Consider the following 18,320-nt stretch of genomic DNA (forward strand, 5'->3'; position numbering starts at 1 on the left):
AAGCCGCCGCCACCACTCCCAAGCCTGTCCTCCCTGGGCCACTTCCGACGAAACGAAGGAGTCACTGTAGCTCGAGAGACGTGCTACCTAGGGTACGGCGTGTCCACGCTGCGCGGAGGACATGGGCTGAAGCCACCTGCAAGGCCACCGCCGTCGTACGGGCAGGCGAGGACGTGCGCCCACGCCACAACGCCTACCACGCGGAACGCTGCATGGCCGCAGTTCTGTCCAACACGGCCTGATAAGCGGCAGCCGGGTAATCGACCAGAAGCGTGCAGGGGATTTCCTCTCCCGGCATGCTGGCGGCTTCGGCCCCCGGGTAGCCGAACAAGGCTCACATAAAGCAGGCGTAAGTATGGACGCTGTACACCCACCCTGTGGCAGGGCGATCCGAGGCCGGGACGTGAACAATCTCCACAGCCCTTTTTTCGGCCGTTGAGGCCTTCAACTTGTGACCGCATCCGGAAACCACCAAGGGATGCGGTCTCTCATTGTCCTGACAGATTCGATTCACCCCATTGACAGGCATTTGCGATCCTGGAATCCACCACTTTCCCCCCTTTGCGGAGGCTCCGCACGCCGGCCTCACGATCGCTACGAGTGGTCTGATCCCCACTTATCTGTGAAGGTCATGGCGCCCGAGCCCAAGACGGCGATGGATAAACAAAGCCTCATCGCTGCTTGTCATTCTGATATACCCCATGATCGCTGGGCGGGTCCTCCGCGCAACCAGGCCGCTACCGCGCCGGCCCCGAAACCGAAAACTTCCCCACACTCACAGTAGAAGCAGTTCCTGCGGATGAAGTTTCCGGCCCCGAAGCCGGTCCGCCAAGTTGCACTCCGGCCCCTGACCCCAGCGGGTGGTCCCCTACCAGAACGACACCCACCACCAACAAACGCAGAACAACCACGGAAACCCAGGGTGAAAGAAACAGGATCATGGAAAAGCTCACCATCAAAACACCACCGGATGTCCTCAGCTTCATCGGGCACACACTCGGCTTCTGGCCCAAAGAAAGCCTCGTCTGCATCACCCTAAACGACAACAGCGTCAGCGCGACCCTCCGCATCGACCTTCCCCGCCAACCCGGCCAGGAACTCCCCTACGCCCGCACCGTCGCCCACTACCTCACATCCGACACCACCGCCACATCACTCCTCTTCGCCCTGTACACCAGCGAACCCGCCCAACCCGGGCAGCCCAGGCCCCATGCCCGCACCATCGCCGCGCTCACCGGCGTCCTCGCCGAACAAGGCATCACCATCCGCGACGGCCTCTTCGTCGGAGACGACACCTTCTCTCCCTACGACAGCGAGCCCGGCCACGAACTCGCCCTGCCCGTCAGCGACACCCAAACCAGCGCCATCAACGCCGAATTCATCTACCGCGGCAGCGCCATCCAACCCACCAACCAACTCACCCTCCCCGCCACAAATCACGAGAAAACCAAAGCCAAGGCAGTCGAACAGCACATGGAAACTATCAGGAACCAGGAAGACCGCGATGCAGTCCGTAACGGCCGGAAACTCTGGGCCGACATGCTCGACTCCACCTCATACCCCAGTGATGACGACTGCCACGCCCTCGTCGCCCACCTGCAATTCCCTGCTATCCGCGACCGGCTTATTGCAGACATCCCGGGCCTGGACGAACCCATGCAAGACATCCTGTTCGCCCAAACCGACGCCGCACCGAAATGGTCACGCATTGAATGGGCCCAACAACTCCTCCTCCACGCCTACCCCCGCACCAGCCCAGAACACGCTGCACCAGTCCTCACGACCATCGGCTACATCAACTGGTGGGAAGGACGAGGCAGCAAAGCACACCAATTCCTCCAACTCGCACTCGACGCCAACCCCGCCTACCGCCTCGCACGCCTCAGCGATCAAATGATCGGCTCAGGACTCGTCGCCGGCTGGAACATGAATACGAAGACCGCTTACAAAGCACTACCCTTCGACTAGACGCAGCCAAGGCTGGTGCGATTAAGCCGATTGCGCATATCTCTCACCTGCTAAGCGTCACATCAACGGTAGATATCCTGCGTTACGTCAGGCTAACGGTGGGAAGGGCCCGGGGGTGCGCGGAAAGTATGTGGTGGCCAAGGGCGATCCGCTGCTCCGGCCTCTACGACAGAGCTCACCGGGATACCCAACTACCCCACCCGAAGCGCCGGCACTCCCGAGCCAGACATGAGTGTCTGCACGCCTGCAGGCGCGGCCTGCGAATATGCATGTTGGCGCAGGGTGTATTCACCGGTAGCCTTTTCGAGGCAAGTACCGCACCATCCCCCGGTGTCTGGAATTGGCCAGCAAGACCCCGAGCCACCCCCCAAGGACTCGGGGTCTTCTGCTTGTCAGACCCGTTGGTTAGGATGAGCGCCAGGACTTTCCCAGTGTGCGCACGGCGTTTCCCAGCGGCAGTGGATCATTTGGGGGGGCCACTGCCGCTTTAGCGTATCCGCTCCACAGCAGCCCAATTCCCGCCGTCTTGCATGATCCACAGGGTGGTCGCGCTGCTGCCGTGGCGGTTGTCGAACTCATCGGCAGGAGTCACGGCCTCCTCGGTGTCGGATGCATCAAACATCGTGATGTCAGCGCCGTTCGTGTATGCGAGCCGGTAGGTCCCCATGCGTCAAGAATAGAGCGGCCGACTACTCCTTGAGGTCCCGCAACCTGAAGGCGCCGAACGGGAACGGCCCGTCGTGATAAGGGCACGTGGGGTTGCTGCAGCGGTGCGGGACTTCCACGAGTTCGAGACCCTCATCCAAGGTGTGCCTCTCCAAGGTCCTGGGAATGACCGGCGCGCCGCACTCAGGACAGTGAGCCTCTGTCATGGCAACTGCCCCCATACGCGGCAGTCAGGTTGACCACTGTGGAATACACAATTTCAAAGTCCACCTCGCGCGGGGCTTCAGGTTAGGGTCGAAAGACCCGAGATGTTACTCCTCAGTACGAACGGACCGCTCGTTGGCATCCGGCAGGGCGCGATCGCAAGATTGGGGAAATCACCTCCAGTTGAACAGCCCGTTCCTTACGGGTCGCCGACCCCGGCTTCACGGCAAATAGGGGCTGGAGAATTTACGAGAGCCACGGTGGCCAACTAGCGGCCGAAGGTCGCTCGACCTGGAGCCTCAAGGGCAGCCCGGAAAGACGGGAAGTGGCACTCCCACGGTCGATTTCAAGCGCCGAAAGTGCCGGCCAGAAAGGGGAGCAGTTCACTGCCCTGAGCCTCACGAAAGGTTATGAATAGCCCCGGCCCGGCGCGGTCCGGATACGGCCCGGCGGACCGCACGGGCGGGCCCGTGAAAGTCCATTTTTGGAACCGGCTGGGAGCCGGTGGGAGCAGGCGGGTCACCGTAGGCTCGAAGTTCGCTTGCGTTGAGGGTCGTGCAGGAGTCGGCGACCAGGCCCATGCCGGCGTACTCGCGGACGGCGGCGATCCCTGCCACGGCGTCGGTCTTGGTGGTGAAGGGCCTGGATACTGCCATCACGGTGCCGTCCGGTGCTGTCAGGCGGAACCTGAAAGCTGATTCTGCGTCGATAAACAGTTCGAACATTCCTGCCATTGCGATCCTTTCGGTCTGCGGGACCCCGGGACGGCGCCGTTGCCGCCCGTGCGCGTGGCATCACTGCCTGCGCTTTCGTGGTGTTACCGCTCCAATTTTCCATCAATTCAGCATGCGTTCGACGAGTCTTTCGCAGGAACTCCTACCGGCGCAAGGGTTCGCCGGGGCAACCGGGAGAAGTGATGCCCTGCTCTCGGTCCACCCTCGGGGACTCCCCCACGAAGTTTCCCGAGCCGCCCTCAGCGCGCCGCGCAGTCAACCAGGCGGCATCCCCTGCCTGAGCCCCTGCTCTTGGAACTGCCGACGCGTTGCGTGCGGCCGGGTTGCAGCGTCAAGCCAAAGTCTCGGGCGAACCGTGCTCCCCCACTCGTTCCCAGCCAACCTCAAGGTTGACCCTGCAGGGTTATTCACGGAACTTCGGCCAACCGATATTTGGCCGGAGTTTCGCCACGTCCGGCAGAGCGCGTCGCTGCGCAGTGAAAACAGTAGCCCGGCACGTGGGAGGCCGGACTGGAATGCTGCATCACGTCAATGCACGGCGTCGAAGCAAAAGTCCCGCATTTGACGCACTCATCTGCCACAGAAGCCCCGCCGGAACGGGATGCTGAACGAAACCTTGCGGCCAAAGGCCTCTCGGGCCGTTAGTTTTCACGCGGCCGGCGTAAAGGTCTTGCGGACATGGTGAAAGACCCCCGCGTCCTTGTCTCGATCCGCGAGGGTCCCTCCTTCAGCTGCTCCGCACATTGGGGGAAACGTGCGCTTTGGCCAACAGCAAAACTAGTAGGCAGAATGCTGGTTTTCCAAATTCGGGCCCTTCCGGGCTATCCATCGGGGTTCAATGCATGGGGAGGCCGATTTTCACAGGGACCGCCGGCTTCGGGAGGGCGGTCGAACCCCATATCCCGCAGTGCAATATTGAGGGAATCTTGATTTGCACCATGCGTCCGCTTGATCCTCTTCCAGAAGAGTGTCCTTGTCAGGTCAAGCAGAGCGCCTGCCCCTTAACGGGTTGGGGTCCGTTGGCGGCGCTCGTAATTCACGAGGATCCCCTTGAAGACCACTGTCAACATGTTTTGTACAGAACGACCCGCAGCCGCGGAGGCGCTGGAACCAGCGGGGGCTGAACGTGCCCCTTCAGCCTCTTCCCCGTCGGGCGTCAGCGGGGATAACCCAGTGCTCGAACTGCAACACCTGCTGGACATCGCCGACGATACCGGGGGACCTGCTTTGGCGCTCCAATTCCTCAACGATTTCTTCGGCTTGCAGCAGGTTCGACTGTCCCGGCTCCTTGCCGACCTGGCTGACGGGGAGCCGGCGGTGTCGGTTGATGCCGTCCTTAGCCTGCACACGGCGTCGTTTATGGCAGGGGCAACGGACATTGCTGAGCACTGCGCGACAATCCTGCCATTTATCGCGGCCAGGAACTTCACGCGTGCGAGGGTACAGGCCGCCGCCCTCCAACAAAGCGTTGACGCCCTGACTGCCGCCGCGCCCATCCTGCTCGAGCATGCCGAGGCCCAACTTCGCGCCAGGACGGCTCGTCGTGCCGACCAAGGGAGGTGCCCTGAGCGGGGGTAAATCCCGGTGGGCAATCTCAACGGGCGGCAGTGGCCGCTGATCTCCCGGCTGCTGATCCAAGGATTGAATGAGGAGCCGACCCCAGAAGCATCCGCGTGCAGCTCAAGAAGAAGGGCGCGATCATCTGCATTTAACTTTCCGGTTAATTAACCGGATGGTAAAATGATTCCATGGGATGTGGGTCATGAGTGTTGCGGCCGACCGTTTGGATCTTGTGTTTGCGGCGCTTGCCGATCCCACGCGGCGTGCCATTCTTTCGAGGCTTGCCGCGGGGGACGCCACGGTGTCGGAATTGGCTGAACCGTTCTCCATGACTCTGCCGGCCGTTTCGAAGCACTTGAAAGTACTTGAAGCCAGTGGCCTGATATCCAGGACCCGGGATGCACAATTCAGGCCCTGCCATCTGGAGCGGACCGCGCTGAAGGAGGTCGGAGACTGGGTTGAAGAGCACCGCAGGGTGTGGGATGAGCGCCTCGGCAAACTCGATGACCACCTCAAAACCGTCCAAGGCACTAAACGCTCCGGAGGAACCACGCATGGCCAGTGACGACACTGGAATGGCGGGCGGTCTTCATTTCTCGAGGATTTTTGACGCACCTCAGGAACTCGTCTTTGATTGCTTCACCACACCCGAGCATCTCAGTCACTTCTGGGCGCCGGTTGGAGCAGGAGCACCTGTGGAGACGATTCTGGTCGATCTGCGCCCTGGAGGTTCGTTCAAGACCCTCATCGTCAACGACGCGACCGGGGCCACCTACGCGACGGACGCGGTCTTATCGACGCCGGAAGCAGCGTCGATATCCCTCCAAACCTGGGACGTTCGCCTCTCGACAAGCCCGGCCCCCGGGCTTACGGTGGCCTCGCCAAATTCCCACAACGATAACAGAGGTGCATGAAATGGGAGCACAGGAAGACGTCGCACTGGTGCGGCGCGGCTATGATGCATTCATCACTGGCGACATGGACACCCTCCGCGAGCTGTTTACCGCAGACGCCGTCTGGCATACCGGGGGAACCGGGGGCCTCTCGGGAGACAAGAAGGGCGTCGGGGAAATCCTGGCGTACTTCGGGGAGCTGTTTTCACGCTCCCAAGGAACCCTCACGCTCACCCTGGAGGATGTCGCCGCAGGCGACAGGTACACGATCGGGGTGCAGTCCAACCACGCCGAACGCAACGGCAGGTCCCTCGATCAGCGGTCGGTTATCGTGTTCACCATCTCCGGCAGCAAAGTGACCGAAGCCCTGGAAATGACGGAGGACACCGCCCAGGTATCCGATTTCTGGTCCTGAGCGCCCCTGACGGGTCAGCAACCGGGAATGATGCGCTAGTAAGGAGCTGGGATGACTGATTACAAGTTCCTGACCCGCTGGGAGCTGCAGGCACCCATCGAAACCGTATGGGAGGCGGTCTCGGACCCGGGGACCTACACCAACTGGTTCCCGTATATCTCCAAGGTCGCCCAGGTTGCGCCCGGCGGCAATGACGGGGTGGGGAAAGCCTATCGATTCACCATTAGAGGCAAGCTGCCGTACTCGCTGTCCTTCACCATTGAGAACGTGCGCCAGGACCCGCCCCGGCTCCTTGAGTCCAGATCCACCGGGCAGCTGGAAGGAACCGGCCGATGGGAGCTTTCCCAGACAGGGGCCGTGACTAGCGCCCTCTACTACTGGCATGTGCGCACAACCCGGCGATGGATGAACCTGACGGCACCGCTACTCCGCCCTCTCTTCGCCTGGAACCACCACAAAATCATGGACAAAGCCGGAACCAGGCTGGCCGCATATCTGGGCGCGCCGCTCCTCGCCAACACATCGCGCGAGGAGTACCGCGCCTGAACCACCGTGAGCCTGATGAGACCCTGCAGGAGGCTTTGGTTCACGTTCAACTCCTCAGCAACCTGCGCCAGCGACGCGAAACAGGGCTGGATGGATTCCCCTGTCACTGCGCAAACCTGTGGGGTCCGGAGCCCGCCACACACCAGTGATCATTGGGCAGGTTCCGACGGACATTCACACCAACCCATACTGAGCATCAGAGGTCCAGCAGGGGCCAGGACCATGAGGCGTGAGGGAAGAAATGGGCGTCGGGTCGGTAAGCACACCTCCTGGTTCCTACGCCCACTAGCCCTGCGGCAGTGCCTGGCAGCAAGAGAAAGGACCCCGTGGAGGGTCGACCGGGGAAGCGTTCGGGTGGCTATGCGTCGTACCGGGAGTCAGGGCATCCAGCGCGGGCCAACGGTTCACCGGACTCTGTGCAACAGGCGCCAGCCACGTGGAGTGTTCATGCGTGGTGTCCAACACCGTCAGAGCCGGGTTTTGGCCTGCGCCGGCGGGAAACTAAAGCACTGACGGCACAGGAGGCGGCGAGGACCAGCATGCTGCCGAGCCAGCCGGCTGTCAGCACGAGCTGGGTCCATTTATCCATGTTTTCGAACGGCGTCAGGGATTGACCGGCAACCACTACCTTGCCTGAGACCTGCCGGGTAACGAGAGCCATCCTGAGGGCACGCTCCGGCTGCCAGGTCACGGTGTCAGTCCCTGCGGCACGGGTCGTGTCCAGGACGCCGGCCGGAAGATCCGGAACATCACGTGCAGCGTCACCGTCGTGGAGACCGGTTTAGTGTCTTGCCCGTAGACGATGACAAAGATGCCGCTGTCTTTGGTCAGTTCCAGCCGCGGCCCGGTTGCGCTTCGAAGCCAATGTTCTGGACCTGCGCCGCGGCGCCAGCTGCCGGCGCGGCGTTGACGGCCTGACTGCCAATAGGCTGCAACGTCAGGTACACACTTCCGAAGACAATCGTGACGAGGAGAGAGGCCGCCACCCAGCCGGAATTCGCTGCATGCGACAATCATCCACCCGGCCGGAAATCACACATCAGGGCTTCCCCCGGAGCTGTAAGAGACTGCTACGTTGGGTCTTCGTCGTTGGCGGTCGCGTCGATCCAGTCGATGGCTTCGTCGGGGAGGACCACTCCACCTGCTTCATCGCTTTCATCCCACCAGGGATCCCCCACCGGTGGGCCGCCGGCGCCGATAATTTCCAGGATGATGCCATTGGGAGAGACATCGCCGTTGTTGTCCACCAGCCACTGCTGTGTGGAGGGCTGAAGCTTTGGCCACCACTGTTGGATGCTCACGCCTCAGTTTCCCACCCGGGCAAAACCCGGGGCCATCCCCTGGACTACCTGTTCTTTTCATGCAGCCCGGCACCTGTCATCCCCGTTGCGAAGTGTTTGTTCTATCTGGCAGCGAGTTCGCTGGGGCGGAAAGTCCGCCAGTCGTGACCCATCGCTGGGCTCGAAAACCTTCCCGCAAACATGCAGGACCCCCGCCGTAGGTCTGTAAATATCGAGCAGTGCCCGCAGCGTCGTGGTCTTCCCAGACCCGTTACTGCCCAGAAACCCGAACTCTCCCCCGCATGCACATCAAACGACAGATCCCGGATGACCGTCGTGTCCCCGAAGTCCCTCCGGAAGTCCTGAATGTGCACAAGCGGCTCTGCCGCGTACCCCAACGTCATGAAATCAGCCTGACTCCGGCCCGGGAATATGCCGCTGACAGACTGGTGTCTGGGGTAGTCAGGGGAAAGTCTTGAGCGAAATCTGCGGCCAATCTTGGCCAGCGTTTAGACGCAGGCCTTACCGTTGAAGGCAAGATCCCGCCGTTGGGGGCAGGACCTTACCATTGGGGACAGGGCCGGCGGCGAGAGCATCCAATGAGACCGAGGATGCCGCCGCCAAGACCGCCGCCGGCCCACACCCCGCAACGCCCTCTCCGCAAGCGGGAAGCTGCCAGAGCAGACTTCCCGAGAGCGGGAGCAAGGCAGGACCCAAATGGCTGGAATCACCTCAGACCTCGACAACGAATGCCTCGACAAAGGAGTCGACGAGCTGTGAAGACAGATAGCTGACACAGGGTCGAAAGAAGACACGGGCTTGCAGTTCGGCCGCCCCGCTCTTTGATGAAGCCCGCTAGCAGGAAGCGGTAGGGGGCTCCGTTTGTCAGGTGACCTCTACCGCAGCAGAGGGCAGCGCGAACACCTCGTCTAGGCCTGCCAGCAGCAGGCGCTGGAACGAGCCCGGGAGCTTGGCAGCAAGGGCCCCTGAACGGGCCAGTCCTCCTAAGGAATTGAGCCAGGGAGCCAGCAACAGCCGAAATATCCTTCGCAAAACATGGTGGGACATTGGGCGACAACAGCCGTCCGGGTCTCGGTCCCCTGCCATGTACTCGGGGCCGAAGCCATGGGGGCCCTTAAGGAATGTGGGTAGCCGTGGTCGCGAGCACCACCTGGTCCCTGGCTTCGGAGCAGTGGGCGAGTCAGCTACCGTTCACCACGACGCCGTTGTTGCCCAGCGCATGAAATTGTTCGAGGTTTCTTCGTTCGTGGTCGAATTGGAGTCGCTTGTGCGCCAGGTGTGTCGTGGTTCGAAACCCAGCAGTCGCCGCGCCTTGTCGATGGAGAGCATGGTCTCGTGCTCGCCCAAATCCTTGACCACTTTCACGTTCGGGTAGACCTCCGCCGCGAGCCTTGCACTGGACCGGCTCATGACCGTGTCCGCGTTTGCCATGATGAACGCCTCGAACCCCGGTTTGCCGTTCTCCAGTGCCCGGAGTACGGCCTGCGCGCCGTCCCGGCCGTCGATGTAGCCCCAGAGGTTCCATTTGCGCAGCATGGGATCGGCGTCGAAGGAAGGAAACGCTTCGTAGTCTTCCGGATCCATCACGTTGGAGAACCGCAGCCCAACAATGCTCAACTCCGGGTCCCAGCGCGTCATCTCGATGGCCAGCTGCTCCTCAAGACGTTTCACGAGCGAATACGCGGTTTCCGGCCGGGGCGGGTACTCCTCGTCCACCGGGATGTAGGGCGGGTCGACATCGAACGGTGTGCCCAGGACAGTCTCACTGGAGGCGTACACCACCTTCTTGATCCCGGCCCGCCGGGCCGCCTGAAACACGTTGTAGGTGGAGAGCATGTTGTTCTCAAACGTCGCTGCGTCCGGCATGAGACCGGGAGCGGGGACCGCGCCCAGATGGACGACGGCATCAAAGCCCGTGTGCCGGCGGTCCACTCCGAGGAACGCATCCAGAACCTGGCCGTAGTCCCGCAGGTCCACCACCACGAGAGCGGGGCTTCGCTCACCGGCCCGGTCCAGGTTCAGCACCTGGTGGCCCTCTTCTGCAAGGTGCCGCACCACGTGCCGTCCCAGCTTGCCGCTTCCACCCGTCACCGCAATTTTCATCCGTACTCTCCTCGACATTGTCCGACTGTTCCGAGCCGCACCGGGCTGCGAACCACCGCAGGGATCCTGGCCACGCTGATCGGGCCAGCCATCACCAGACCAAACCTAAGCCGCACGCCAAGGCTGGCGCGTGGTCCTCCCAGTCCTAGGACAACCCGACCCACCACCGTCAACACTGAAAGTGGCACCACACGTGACGGGACCCATGACTCCCAGCGTGTTCCCAGCGCCCTTGGATACTGTCCCCGAGGACGGCCGCTTGGCCGTCAGTCGCCAAGGAGGATGCGTGGGCCCGATCAAGAGTCTCTGGGCGATGGTCCAGGGCGACCCCGTCTTTATGCGGCGTGTAAATGGCTGGCTTGCGATCATCTGGATCCTGATGATTCCGATCTCGCTGATGATGGGCTGGCTGGACTCAGTGGTCTACGTCTCGGCACTGTCCCTGTGGGCTTTGGTCTCCGGGCACTGGTCTGCCTGGCAGGCCGCTCGCGTGGAGGTCGCCCAGATGGAGGACGCCAGGCGCCGAGATAAGGAAGACTTGGTTGCCGAGGTCGTGGAGGCTCTGCTCGCCAGGACCAATGTAGAACCGGCCAATGCACGTTTACACGACGGCTGAAGACCGAGGCCGAACTCTGACCACCATCCCGAAATCCTTACAGCCCTCACATGCGGCAGACTGCGCCGCGGCACACGATTGAGGTATCCGGCCAGGGTGACAGTCCGTAAACGGCCGTCGCTGATTGGCGACTCTCCGAGTCGGGTCATGGCCCTCGCCTCATCGCGTGGGACCTCTGAGGGCAGAGTTGCCTGTCTGATCTGTTCGTGTCGGGGTGGTTGTTTCTGCGGACGGGTCGCCCAAGGCGTCCCGTTCTTCTCATGGTGCCCGGAAGCGCAAGCAATATCCGTAGCCTGTGAATTCCGGAAGGTTTCATAACGCGGCGTTTACACCAGGGTGAACCTTCCTCCGCAGCGCCCGGACGCAGAAGGCAAAGTGACCCTTTGCCGGCAAGAATCCTCGGGGAAGCGAACCCTGATTGTGGGAGTGTTGATGGTCACAGGGCAATAGGGCGCCCTTACCGCGCTTCTGGCTTTGGTCGGGGCAGCGAAACACGTCATCGGCTCGACGGTGCCGCCCTGCGAGTCGTATGGAAGAGTGAAGGATCGCGGGTCCAAAGCCCGATGTTTTGTTCGTCGGAGCTTTCGCTCGTCGCATCCCCGGCATGACACCCCTAATGCTGCGGGCACCACGGGCGGCGTCCGGCGAAGGAGGAGAATGTTGAACCAAGTGTTCGTACGGCCGCCCTGGAAATCCTGGATGTAACGGTTGAAAGCTGAGGAGCCTCCGATGTCAGATATTGATTCCCCGGTCCGGAGCCGCGGCCCGGAAGCGCCGGAGGCATCTCCACATGCCTGGCGCGCGCTGGCCGTGCTGCTGATCGGGATGTTCATGGCCCTGCTGGACACCACGATCGTGAACGTCGCTTTGCCGACCATCCGGGATAACGTCAACGGCGCCGGTAATCCTCCGGCCGGGGAAGACGTGCTGTCCTGGGTTATTTCGGGCTATGCACTCGCTTTTGGTCTTGCGCTTATCCCTGCCGGTCGACTGGGCGACCGGTTCGGGCACAAATGGGTGTTTTTTACAGGGCTCGTCCTGTTTACGGTCGCAAGTCTCGCTTGCGGTTTGGCCCAAACGGACATGCAACTGATTGCATCCAGAGTTGTTCAAGGGTTGGCGGGCGGCATCTTCGTGCCGGCCGTCACGGCCTTTATCCAGATTCTTTTCCCGGGCCGGGTCAGGGGGAAGGCGTTCGCCATTATGGGCGCCGTGATTGGGGTATCGACCGCGCTGGGTCCGATTGTCGGCGGTCTCCTCATCGAGTGGTTCGGTTCAACAAACGGGTGGCGCCTGGTTTTCGGCGTCAATCTTCCGGTCGGCATCATCGCCCTCGCGCTGGCCGTCGTGTTCCTTCCGGGCCGGAAGAGGCTCTTGGCGGATGCCGGCCATCAAAGCACGCAAAGGCCGTCCGGGGGTGTCGATTGGCTGGGCTTGTTGCTGCTGACCGGCGGACTGGTGGCCATCCTTGTCCCCCTCATTGAAGGGCAGACTGTCAATTGGATGCCGTGGACATTCCTCGTCCTTGGTGCCGGTGTTCTGCTCATCGTCCTGTTTTCGATGTGGGAAATCTTCAATTCAAAGCGCGGCAGAACTCCCCTGGTGCCACCCCACCTGTTCAGCCACCCGGCCTTCACCGGCGGGACAATCCTCGCACTCGTCTATTTCGCCGCGTTCACCAGCATTTTCTTCACCATCTCCCTCCTTTGGCAGGCAGGCCTCGGCCACACGGCTCTTGAATCCGGTCTCGTCTCCCTGCCGTTCGCAATCGGCTCCATCGTCGGATCCGCGCAAAGCAACCGTCTGTCGATACGGCTTGGCCGCACCGTCCTGATCCTGGGCACCGCTTTGGTGACCCTCGGCCTCACAGCAATCTGGATCATCCTCCTAAACGTCGACGGCATCGACCTCACCTTCTGGATGCTGATGGCACCACTGTTCTTCGCAGGACTTGGTAATGGCCTCTTCATTGCACCCAACGCCCAGTTCATCGTTGCTACCGTCCAAAGCAGCGAGGCCGGAGCCGCCAGTGGTGTCATTTCCACCGTGCAGCGCATTGGCAGCGCGATCGGAATCGCCGTCATCGGCAGCGTTCTGTTCAGCGTCGCCAATCTGCCCGCCGTCCGCAGCAAAGCGGAGCTGATCGCCGCCTTTATGGACGGTGCCATCAGCGCCATCGGTACCAGCGTCATCTTCGCCGTCATCGCCTTCGTTCTGGTCTTCGCACTCCCCCCGCAAAGTCTCCCTACACGAGGCGGGACACTAATCCCGCGCCATCGTTGACTCGACTTAACTGACGGGTCCCAGCATCGGCCTCTTCGGCTATCTTCCGACGCCACCCCCTGCTGCGCCGCGTTTCAGTTACCGGCGCCTACTTGGCGGTGACTTCGTTGGCGCAGAAAGTGGCCGCAATGTTGACGTTGCGGCCACGTGCGGGCTTCCTGGAACTGAAGCGGACCTCAGGTAGGCCTAAGGACCGGGACGGTGTCATGAAAGATACAACAGGCGCCGCCCCCTGCAGTGGTCCTGGACCATGCCGCGTGGGAGAACACCCACTTCGACCAGGAAGTGTCCTGTGAAGCAGTTGCCGACCGTCGGTTGGCGGGGAAAGATCCCTTCCTTCCATCAGTACGCGATGTGCAACCGGCGGACGGGAGACCCACCGCCCATAAAACGGCGTCCCACACCGAAACAGATCTGGAAGTTTGCGGCATGGGTCGCCAGGACTGTCGTCGTCATTGCCGGTTCCCCTATGGCCTGCCAGAAACTGCCATGTGAGGGCCCCCACGCCACACGACCCGCTAGTGCGGGAGTAACCCTGCTCTTCGAGCCACCTTGGACAAGCAGCGGACCTGTTGCGACGTTTGATGGAGACCGCCTCCGTGATCTTCTCGTGGTGCCCGGAAAGCGGAAGCAATATCCGTAGCCTGTGAATTTCCGGAAGATTTCATGACGTGTGGTTGAAACCAGGATGAACCTTCCGCCGGAGCGTCCGGAAGCGGGAGCCGAAGTGACCCTTCGTCGGTAAGAATCCTCGGGGGAGCAAGTCATTCCGCGGTTTTCACTTGGGCGAAGGGTCATATTTTGAAGAAGTCAGCAAAGAAGCGCGGGGTTGCCGCAGCCGCGGTCCTCGGCGTGGTCATGTTAGCCAGTGCTGCAGTAGTACCGGCCCAGGCCGATGACGGGCAGCACGGCAAGGACGGGCAGGACGGCAGGAGGGAGGCGTCCAAGCACGTCCTGCTGCTCTCGGTGGACGGCCTGCATCAGAAGGACCTGGACTGGTACGTCGCGGCACATCCACAATCGGCGCTGGCCGCATTGGTGGACCACGGCACAAGCTACACCCATGCCCAGACTCCCGTCCCTTCCCCGGCATGGTCGGGCAACTCACCGGCGGCAACCCCGGAACGACCGGGATCTACTACGACGATACGTTCAACCGGGCACTGCTGCCCGCGGGGACCACCGGCTGCAAGAACGCCGTCCCCGGGACCGAGGTCGCAATGACTGAGGCCGCGGATAAGAACCCGCTGGCAATCGACGCCGGGCAGGGCCTGGCCGGTCTGCCCGCCAGCGTCATGAACATGACCGGCCAGCCCGGATCGCTGCTCAATCCGGCAGCCCTGCCCGTTGACCCCGGCACGTGCAAGCCCGTGTACCCGCACCAGTATCTGAAGGTCAACACCGTCTTTGAAGTCGCCAAAAGCGCTGGCCTGAGTACCGCGTGGTCTGACAAGCATCCCGCCTATGAAATCCTCAACGGACCCTCCGGTAAGGGAGTCGACGATCTCTTCACGCCGGAAATCAACAGCCAGGCACCGGCACCGTTTACCGGCGACTGGACGCAGGACAACGCCGCAACCCAGCAATACGACGGCTACAAACTCCAGGCAGTCCTGAACGAAATCGACGGTAAAGACCACTCCGGAACCAAATCCGCGTCCGTACCGGCGATCTTCGGTATGAACTTCCAGTCCGTCTCCACCGCCCAGAAGCTGCCGACATCGGACGGACTCACCGGCGGCTACCTTTCCGGCGGCGCCGCGCCCGGCCCCCTGCTGAGCAAGGCCCTGGACTACGTTGACGCATTCGTGGGGAAGATGGAATCAGCATTGTCCGCCTCCGGGCACGCCGAAGACACCACCGTCATTCTGTCGGCGAAGCACGGACAGTCACCCATGGATCCCGCCGCACTGACCAGGGTTCCCGACAGCACGATCATCGACGGGCTCAATGCTGCCTGGAAGGCCGTCCACCCGGGGTCCCCTGACCTGGTGGCTTTCTCCACTGATGACGACATCATGCAGCTCTGGCTCTCCGACCACTCCCAGGCAGCTGCACAGTTCGCCAAGGACTACCTCGGTTCCCATGCGGCCACCGGCAACGACATCAACAGCGCTCCCCGGACGGTCGCAACGTCCGGACTCAGCAAGATACACGCAGGCAGCGAAGTCGCCAACTACTTCGGTACGCAAACCAGCGACGCACGCTACCCGGACCTCCTGGGCATCGCCCAGACCGGTGTGGTGTACACCGGCGGCAAATCAAAAATCGCAGAACACGGCGGAGCCTCCCCCGAAGACCGGGATGTGCCCCTCGTCATCTCCGGCGCCAACAACGAGAAGGCCCGCACCGTGACCAGCACCGTAGAAACCACCCAGATCGCCCCCACAATCCTCACAACCCTCGGCCTGGACCCGAACAAACTCCAGGCAGTGCAGATCGAGGGAACCAAACCCCTTCCCCGGCACTGACCCACACCCGGACTTCCGGCGGAGGGCTTTCCTCCGATATCCCCGAAGAAAGCCCTCCGCCGCTATCAGCAGCCACTACGGTCTGCGCGCTGAAACACCGCTAAAGTCCAGGCAGTCGGCCAAGTTTCGGCGGCATGTGCCCGCGCGTGAGGATTAGCCGGGTCCGCGGCGTTGATGGCCGCCCGGACGGGGGCTGCCCTCAACGCCGCTGCTGTTTTCATACCCACTGCGTCAGCCAGACTCACGGTGCGAGACTCTCCTGTGTCGAGCCACGTGTCGAAGTCATCACCAAGCGGGGGATCTCCCTAACAGCACCGGATTCATGGTGAACTCCCAGACGCTACCCGGCCGGCTGTCTGGATCGCTGTGCGACAGTACCGGAATCGGCTAGTCCTGTACCCCAGCCACCGGGAGCGCCACATGGACACGACACCACTGTCGCGGGCACCACGGAGACCGAGGAGTCTGCCGCGGCGGCAGCCCACGGGAGTGTTCCTGATGCTGGCCCTGCTGGCGGCCGTCATCACCGGATGCGCACCCTCCCAGGCCGTGACCCCGGCAGCACGGGCCGGTACGCCAGGACACGTCTTCGTCATCAACCTGGAAAACAAGGGCTATAACGAGGTGTGGGGCAGCGACTCCGCCGCGCCGTACCTCTCGAGAACCCTCCGGCAGCAGGGCGTGCTGCTGACCAATTACTACGGGATCGCCCACGACTCACTGCCAAACTACCTGGCCCAGATCTCAGGCCAGCAGCCCAACAGCAGCACCGAACAAGACTGCCCGGACTACACCCCCTTCAGGTCATCAGGCACAGATGCCCAGGGGAGGCTGCTGGGCACCGGCTGCGTCTACCCCGACAACGTTCCCACCATCGCCGGCCAACTCACCGACGCCGGTAAAACCTGGAAAGCGTACATGGAAGACATGACCACCCCCTGCCAGCACCCGCCCCTGGACAGCGCGGACGAACACCAGAAAGCCACCCCCGGGGACCAGTACGCGACCCGCCATGACCCGTTCGTCTACTTCGCATCGATCACCTCAACACCCGCCTGCGAGAACAACGTCGTCAACCTCTCCGCCCTGCAGCAGGACCTCAAGACCGCCGCGACCACCCCCAACCTTTCCTACATCTCCCCTAACCTCTGCCACGACGGACACGACGACCCCTGCGCCGACAGCACCCCCGGCGGCCTGGCAACAGCAGATGCCTGGCTGCGCGAGAACATCCCGGGAATCCTTGCCTCCCCCGCGTTCGCGCAGGACGGAATGCTCGTGATCACCTTCGACGAAACCGACGGGGGCACCGTCGGCCCCTCAACAGGCGTCACAGGAGGAACAGAAGGAGGCCAAGTCGGCGCACTGATCATCTCCCCCTTCACCGCCTCCGGCGCGACCTCAGACCACCCCTACAACCACTACAGCCTGCTCGCCAGCATCGAAGACTTCTTCTCACTCCCCTACCTCGCCGGCGCAAACGAGCCCGGGGTCCATGCCTTCAGCAACGACGTCTACCAATCCGCACCCTAGACAAAAAGCTGCGCTCGACCGCCCGCAAGAACGACGGCGTGGTTCCGGAATTATCGCGGCGCAGCGGCGGCGGAGGCCTTGCAGCTTCAGGAAAGCATGCGACCTAACATCCTTTCAGGAAGACTTTCTTCAACCGGCATCGACACTTCGTCACCGCTAAAGGGGTATTTATCGCTCAAGGGTGCTGATGCCGTGGGAGGATCTTGCCATGAATTTGGATGCCGTCCCGGGAAAAGCAGCCGCCTACAGTTCCCGTTCGCATCATTCCCGCCTCCGGCTGCTGGTGATGCTGGGCATCGGCCTAAACGTTGCTGTGCTGGTGGGTTCAACAGGACATTGGGCCTACGCACCGGCCATGGGCTGGGCGGCGGCATCGGCCATCTACCTCATCTGGGTGTGGAGCTTCATACGCCACCTGGGCCCGGAGGCAACAGCTGCCCACGCCCGGAGGGAAGACCCGGGCCGGGTCTTCTTCGACGCCCTGGTCCTCAGCGCAACAGTCGCCAGTTTCGCCGGGGTGGCCCTGATCCTGGTGGACGCATCAAACGCCCAAGGACCGGCCAAAGACGGCATCGTGGCGATGGCGTTCGGCAGCATCGCCCTGTCCTGGTTCCTGATCCACACCCTGTATACCCTGCGATACGCCGCCATCTACTACCGTGACGGTACCGGCGTGGACTTTAACGAGGAGACAGCACCCCGGTACGCCGATTTCGCCTACCTGGCCTTCACCCTCGGAATGACCTTCCAGGTCTGCGATACCGAACTGAAAACCGACGCGATCCGCAGCACCGCCCTGCGCCACGCGCTCCTGTCCTACCTCCTGGGCGCCATTGTCCTGGCCACCACCATCAACCTCGTCTCCGGCCTGACTCACTAAACCCCTCCAGCCGGTGCCATCAGCCCGTTTACCGCCCCCGACAGCGGTCATACGCCCAGTCGTGTCAGGGATCTGTCGGTGAGCTTCCGCACCCGGCTCCGGCGTGGCCCCAAGGCAGAGAGCCAAAAGCCCGGCGCGAATACGACC

The 18,320-nt window shown here is 62.3% G+C and carries 16 protein-coding genes and 1 pseudogene; 11 read left to right on the forward strand and 6 right to left on the reverse strand.

Annotation, left to right across the window (positions count from 1 at the left end; translation table 11 throughout):
* Positions 1 to 939 precede the first annotated feature (939 nt).
* A complete protein-coding gene (locus VXJ37_RS04190) occupies positions 940 to 1,968 on the forward strand; it encodes a DUF4192 domain-containing protein (protein ID WP_331321791.1) in 1,029 nt (342 codons plus the stop codon).
* A gap of 487 nt (positions 1,969 to 2,455) precedes the next feature.
* On the opposite strand, the gene VXJ37_RS04195 is transcribed toward VXJ37_RS04190, so the two are convergent.
* Complete coding sequence (locus VXJ37_RS04195) at positions 2,456 to 2,635, reverse strand: hypothetical protein (protein WP_331321792.1); 180 nt, start codon at positions 2,633 to 2,635, stop codon at positions 2,456 to 2,458.
* Between the two features lie 601 nt (positions 2,636 to 3,236).
* The gene (locus VXJ37_RS04200) at positions 3,237 to 3,572 is read right to left on the reverse strand and encodes a YegP family protein (RefSeq protein WP_331321793.1); all 336 of its coding nucleotides are present in this window, start codon (positions 3,570 to 3,572) and stop codon (positions 3,237 to 3,239) included.
* 1,173 nt (positions 3,573 to 4,745) lie between these two features.
* On the opposite strand from VXJ37_RS04200, the gene VXJ37_RS04205 reads away from it, so the two are divergent.
* The 5 genes from VXJ37_RS04205 (at position 4,746) to VXJ37_RS04225 (ending at position 6,986) form a co-directional block, all read left to right on the forward strand.
* The gene (locus VXJ37_RS04205; protein WP_331321794.1) at positions 4,746 to 5,150 is read left to right on the forward strand and encodes an Hpt domain-containing protein; all 405 of its coding nucleotides are present in this window, start codon (positions 4,746 to 4,748) and stop codon (positions 5,148 to 5,150) included.
* A 184-nt stretch (positions 5,151 to 5,334) separates the two neighbouring features.
* On the forward strand, positions 5,335 to 5,697 hold the full coding sequence (locus tag VXJ37_RS04210) for an ArsR/SmtB family transcription factor (RefSeq protein WP_331321795.1): 363 nt from the start codon (positions 5,335 to 5,337) through the stop codon (positions 5,695 to 5,697).
* On the forward strand, positions 5,687 to 6,046 hold the full coding sequence (locus tag VXJ37_RS04215; RefSeq protein WP_331321796.1) for an SRPBCC domain-containing protein: 360 nt from the start codon (positions 5,687 to 5,689) through the stop codon (positions 6,044 to 6,046). Before VXJ37_RS04210 ends, VXJ37_RS04215 begins: the two co-directional genes overlap by 11 nt.
* A gap of 1 nt (position 6,047) precedes the next feature.
* Positions 6,048 to 6,440 carry a nuclear transport factor 2 family protein gene (locus VXJ37_RS04220; RefSeq protein WP_331321797.1) on the forward strand — a complete coding sequence of 131 codons (393 nt, stop codon included), beginning with the start codon at positions 6,048 to 6,050 and terminating at the stop codon, positions 6,438 to 6,440.
* A gap of 51 nt (positions 6,441 to 6,491) precedes the next feature.
* On the forward strand, positions 6,492 to 6,986 hold the full coding sequence (locus VXJ37_RS04225) for an SRPBCC family protein (RefSeq protein ID WP_331321798.1): 495 nt from the start codon (positions 6,492 to 6,494) through the stop codon (positions 6,984 to 6,986).
* A 445-nt stretch (positions 6,987 to 7,431) separates the two neighbouring features.
* Here the strand turns inward: VXJ37_RS04225 and VXJ37_RS04230 are convergent, their stop codons facing one another.
* The 4 genes and pseudogenes from VXJ37_RS04230 to VXJ37_RS04245 form a co-directional block, all read right to left on the reverse strand.
* On the reverse strand, positions 7,432 to 7,677 hold the full coding sequence (locus VXJ37_RS04230; RefSeq protein ID WP_331321800.1) for a hypothetical protein: 246 nt from the start codon (positions 7,675 to 7,677) through the stop codon (positions 7,432 to 7,434).
* A 379-nt stretch (positions 7,678 to 8,056) separates the two neighbouring features.
* Positions 8,057 to 8,287: a hypothetical protein gene (locus VXJ37_RS04235; RefSeq protein WP_331321801.1), complete on the reverse strand. Its 231-nt coding sequence runs from the start codon at positions 8,285 to 8,287 to the stop codon at positions 8,057 to 8,059.
* Positions 8,288 to 8,404: 117 nt separating this feature from the next.
* Positions 8,405 to 8,670, reverse strand: a pseudogene (locus VXJ37_RS04240) (ATP-binding cassette domain-containing protein); the annotation flags it as partial.
* Between the two features lie 808 nt (positions 8,671 to 9,478).
* Complete coding sequence (locus tag VXJ37_RS04245; RefSeq protein ID WP_331321803.1) at positions 9,479 to 10,390, reverse strand: NAD-dependent epimerase/dehydratase family protein; 912 nt, start codon at positions 10,388 to 10,390, stop codon at positions 9,479 to 9,481.
* Positions 10,391 to 10,676: 286 nt separating this feature from the next.
* Between VXJ37_RS04245 and VXJ37_RS04250 the strand changes: the two genes are divergently transcribed.
* The 5 genes from VXJ37_RS04250 (at position 10,677) to VXJ37_RS04270 (ending at position 18,173) form a co-directional block, all read left to right on the forward strand.
* Positions 10,677 to 11,006 carry a hypothetical protein gene (locus VXJ37_RS04250; protein WP_331321805.1) on the forward strand — a complete coding sequence of 110 codons (330 nt, stop codon included), beginning with the start codon at positions 10,677 to 10,679 and terminating at the stop codon, positions 11,004 to 11,006.
* A 729-nt stretch (positions 11,007 to 11,735) separates the two neighbouring features.
* Complete coding sequence (locus VXJ37_RS04255; RefSeq protein WP_331321806.1) at positions 11,736 to 13,289, forward strand: MFS transporter; 1,554 nt, start codon at positions 11,736 to 11,738, stop codon at positions 13,287 to 13,289.
* A 1,034-nt stretch (positions 13,290 to 14,323) separates the two neighbouring features.
* Positions 14,324 to 15,760 (forward strand): alkaline phosphatase family protein, encoded by a 1,437-nt coding sequence (locus VXJ37_RS04260; RefSeq protein WP_331321825.1) that lies wholly within the window; start codon positions 14,324 to 14,326, stop codon positions 15,758 to 15,760.
* Positions 15,761 to 16,180: 420 nt separating this feature from the next.
* Complete coding sequence (locus VXJ37_RS04265) at positions 16,181 to 17,293, forward strand: alkaline phosphatase family protein (RefSeq protein WP_331321807.1); 1,113 nt, start codon at positions 16,181 to 16,183, stop codon at positions 17,291 to 17,293.
* 208 nt (positions 17,294 to 17,501) lie between these two features.
* A complete protein-coding gene (locus tag VXJ37_RS04270; protein ID WP_331321809.1) occupies positions 17,502 to 18,173 on the forward strand; it encodes a DUF1345 domain-containing protein in 672 nt (223 codons plus the stop codon).
* Positions 18,174 to 18,320: the final 147 nt, after the last annotated feature.

Origin of the sequence: Pseudarthrobacter phenanthrenivorans, from assembly GCF_036455295.1 — a bacterium.
Classification (GTDB): domain Bacteria; phylum Actinomycetota; class Actinomycetes; order Actinomycetales; family Micrococcaceae; genus Arthrobacter; species Arthrobacter phenanthrenivorans_C.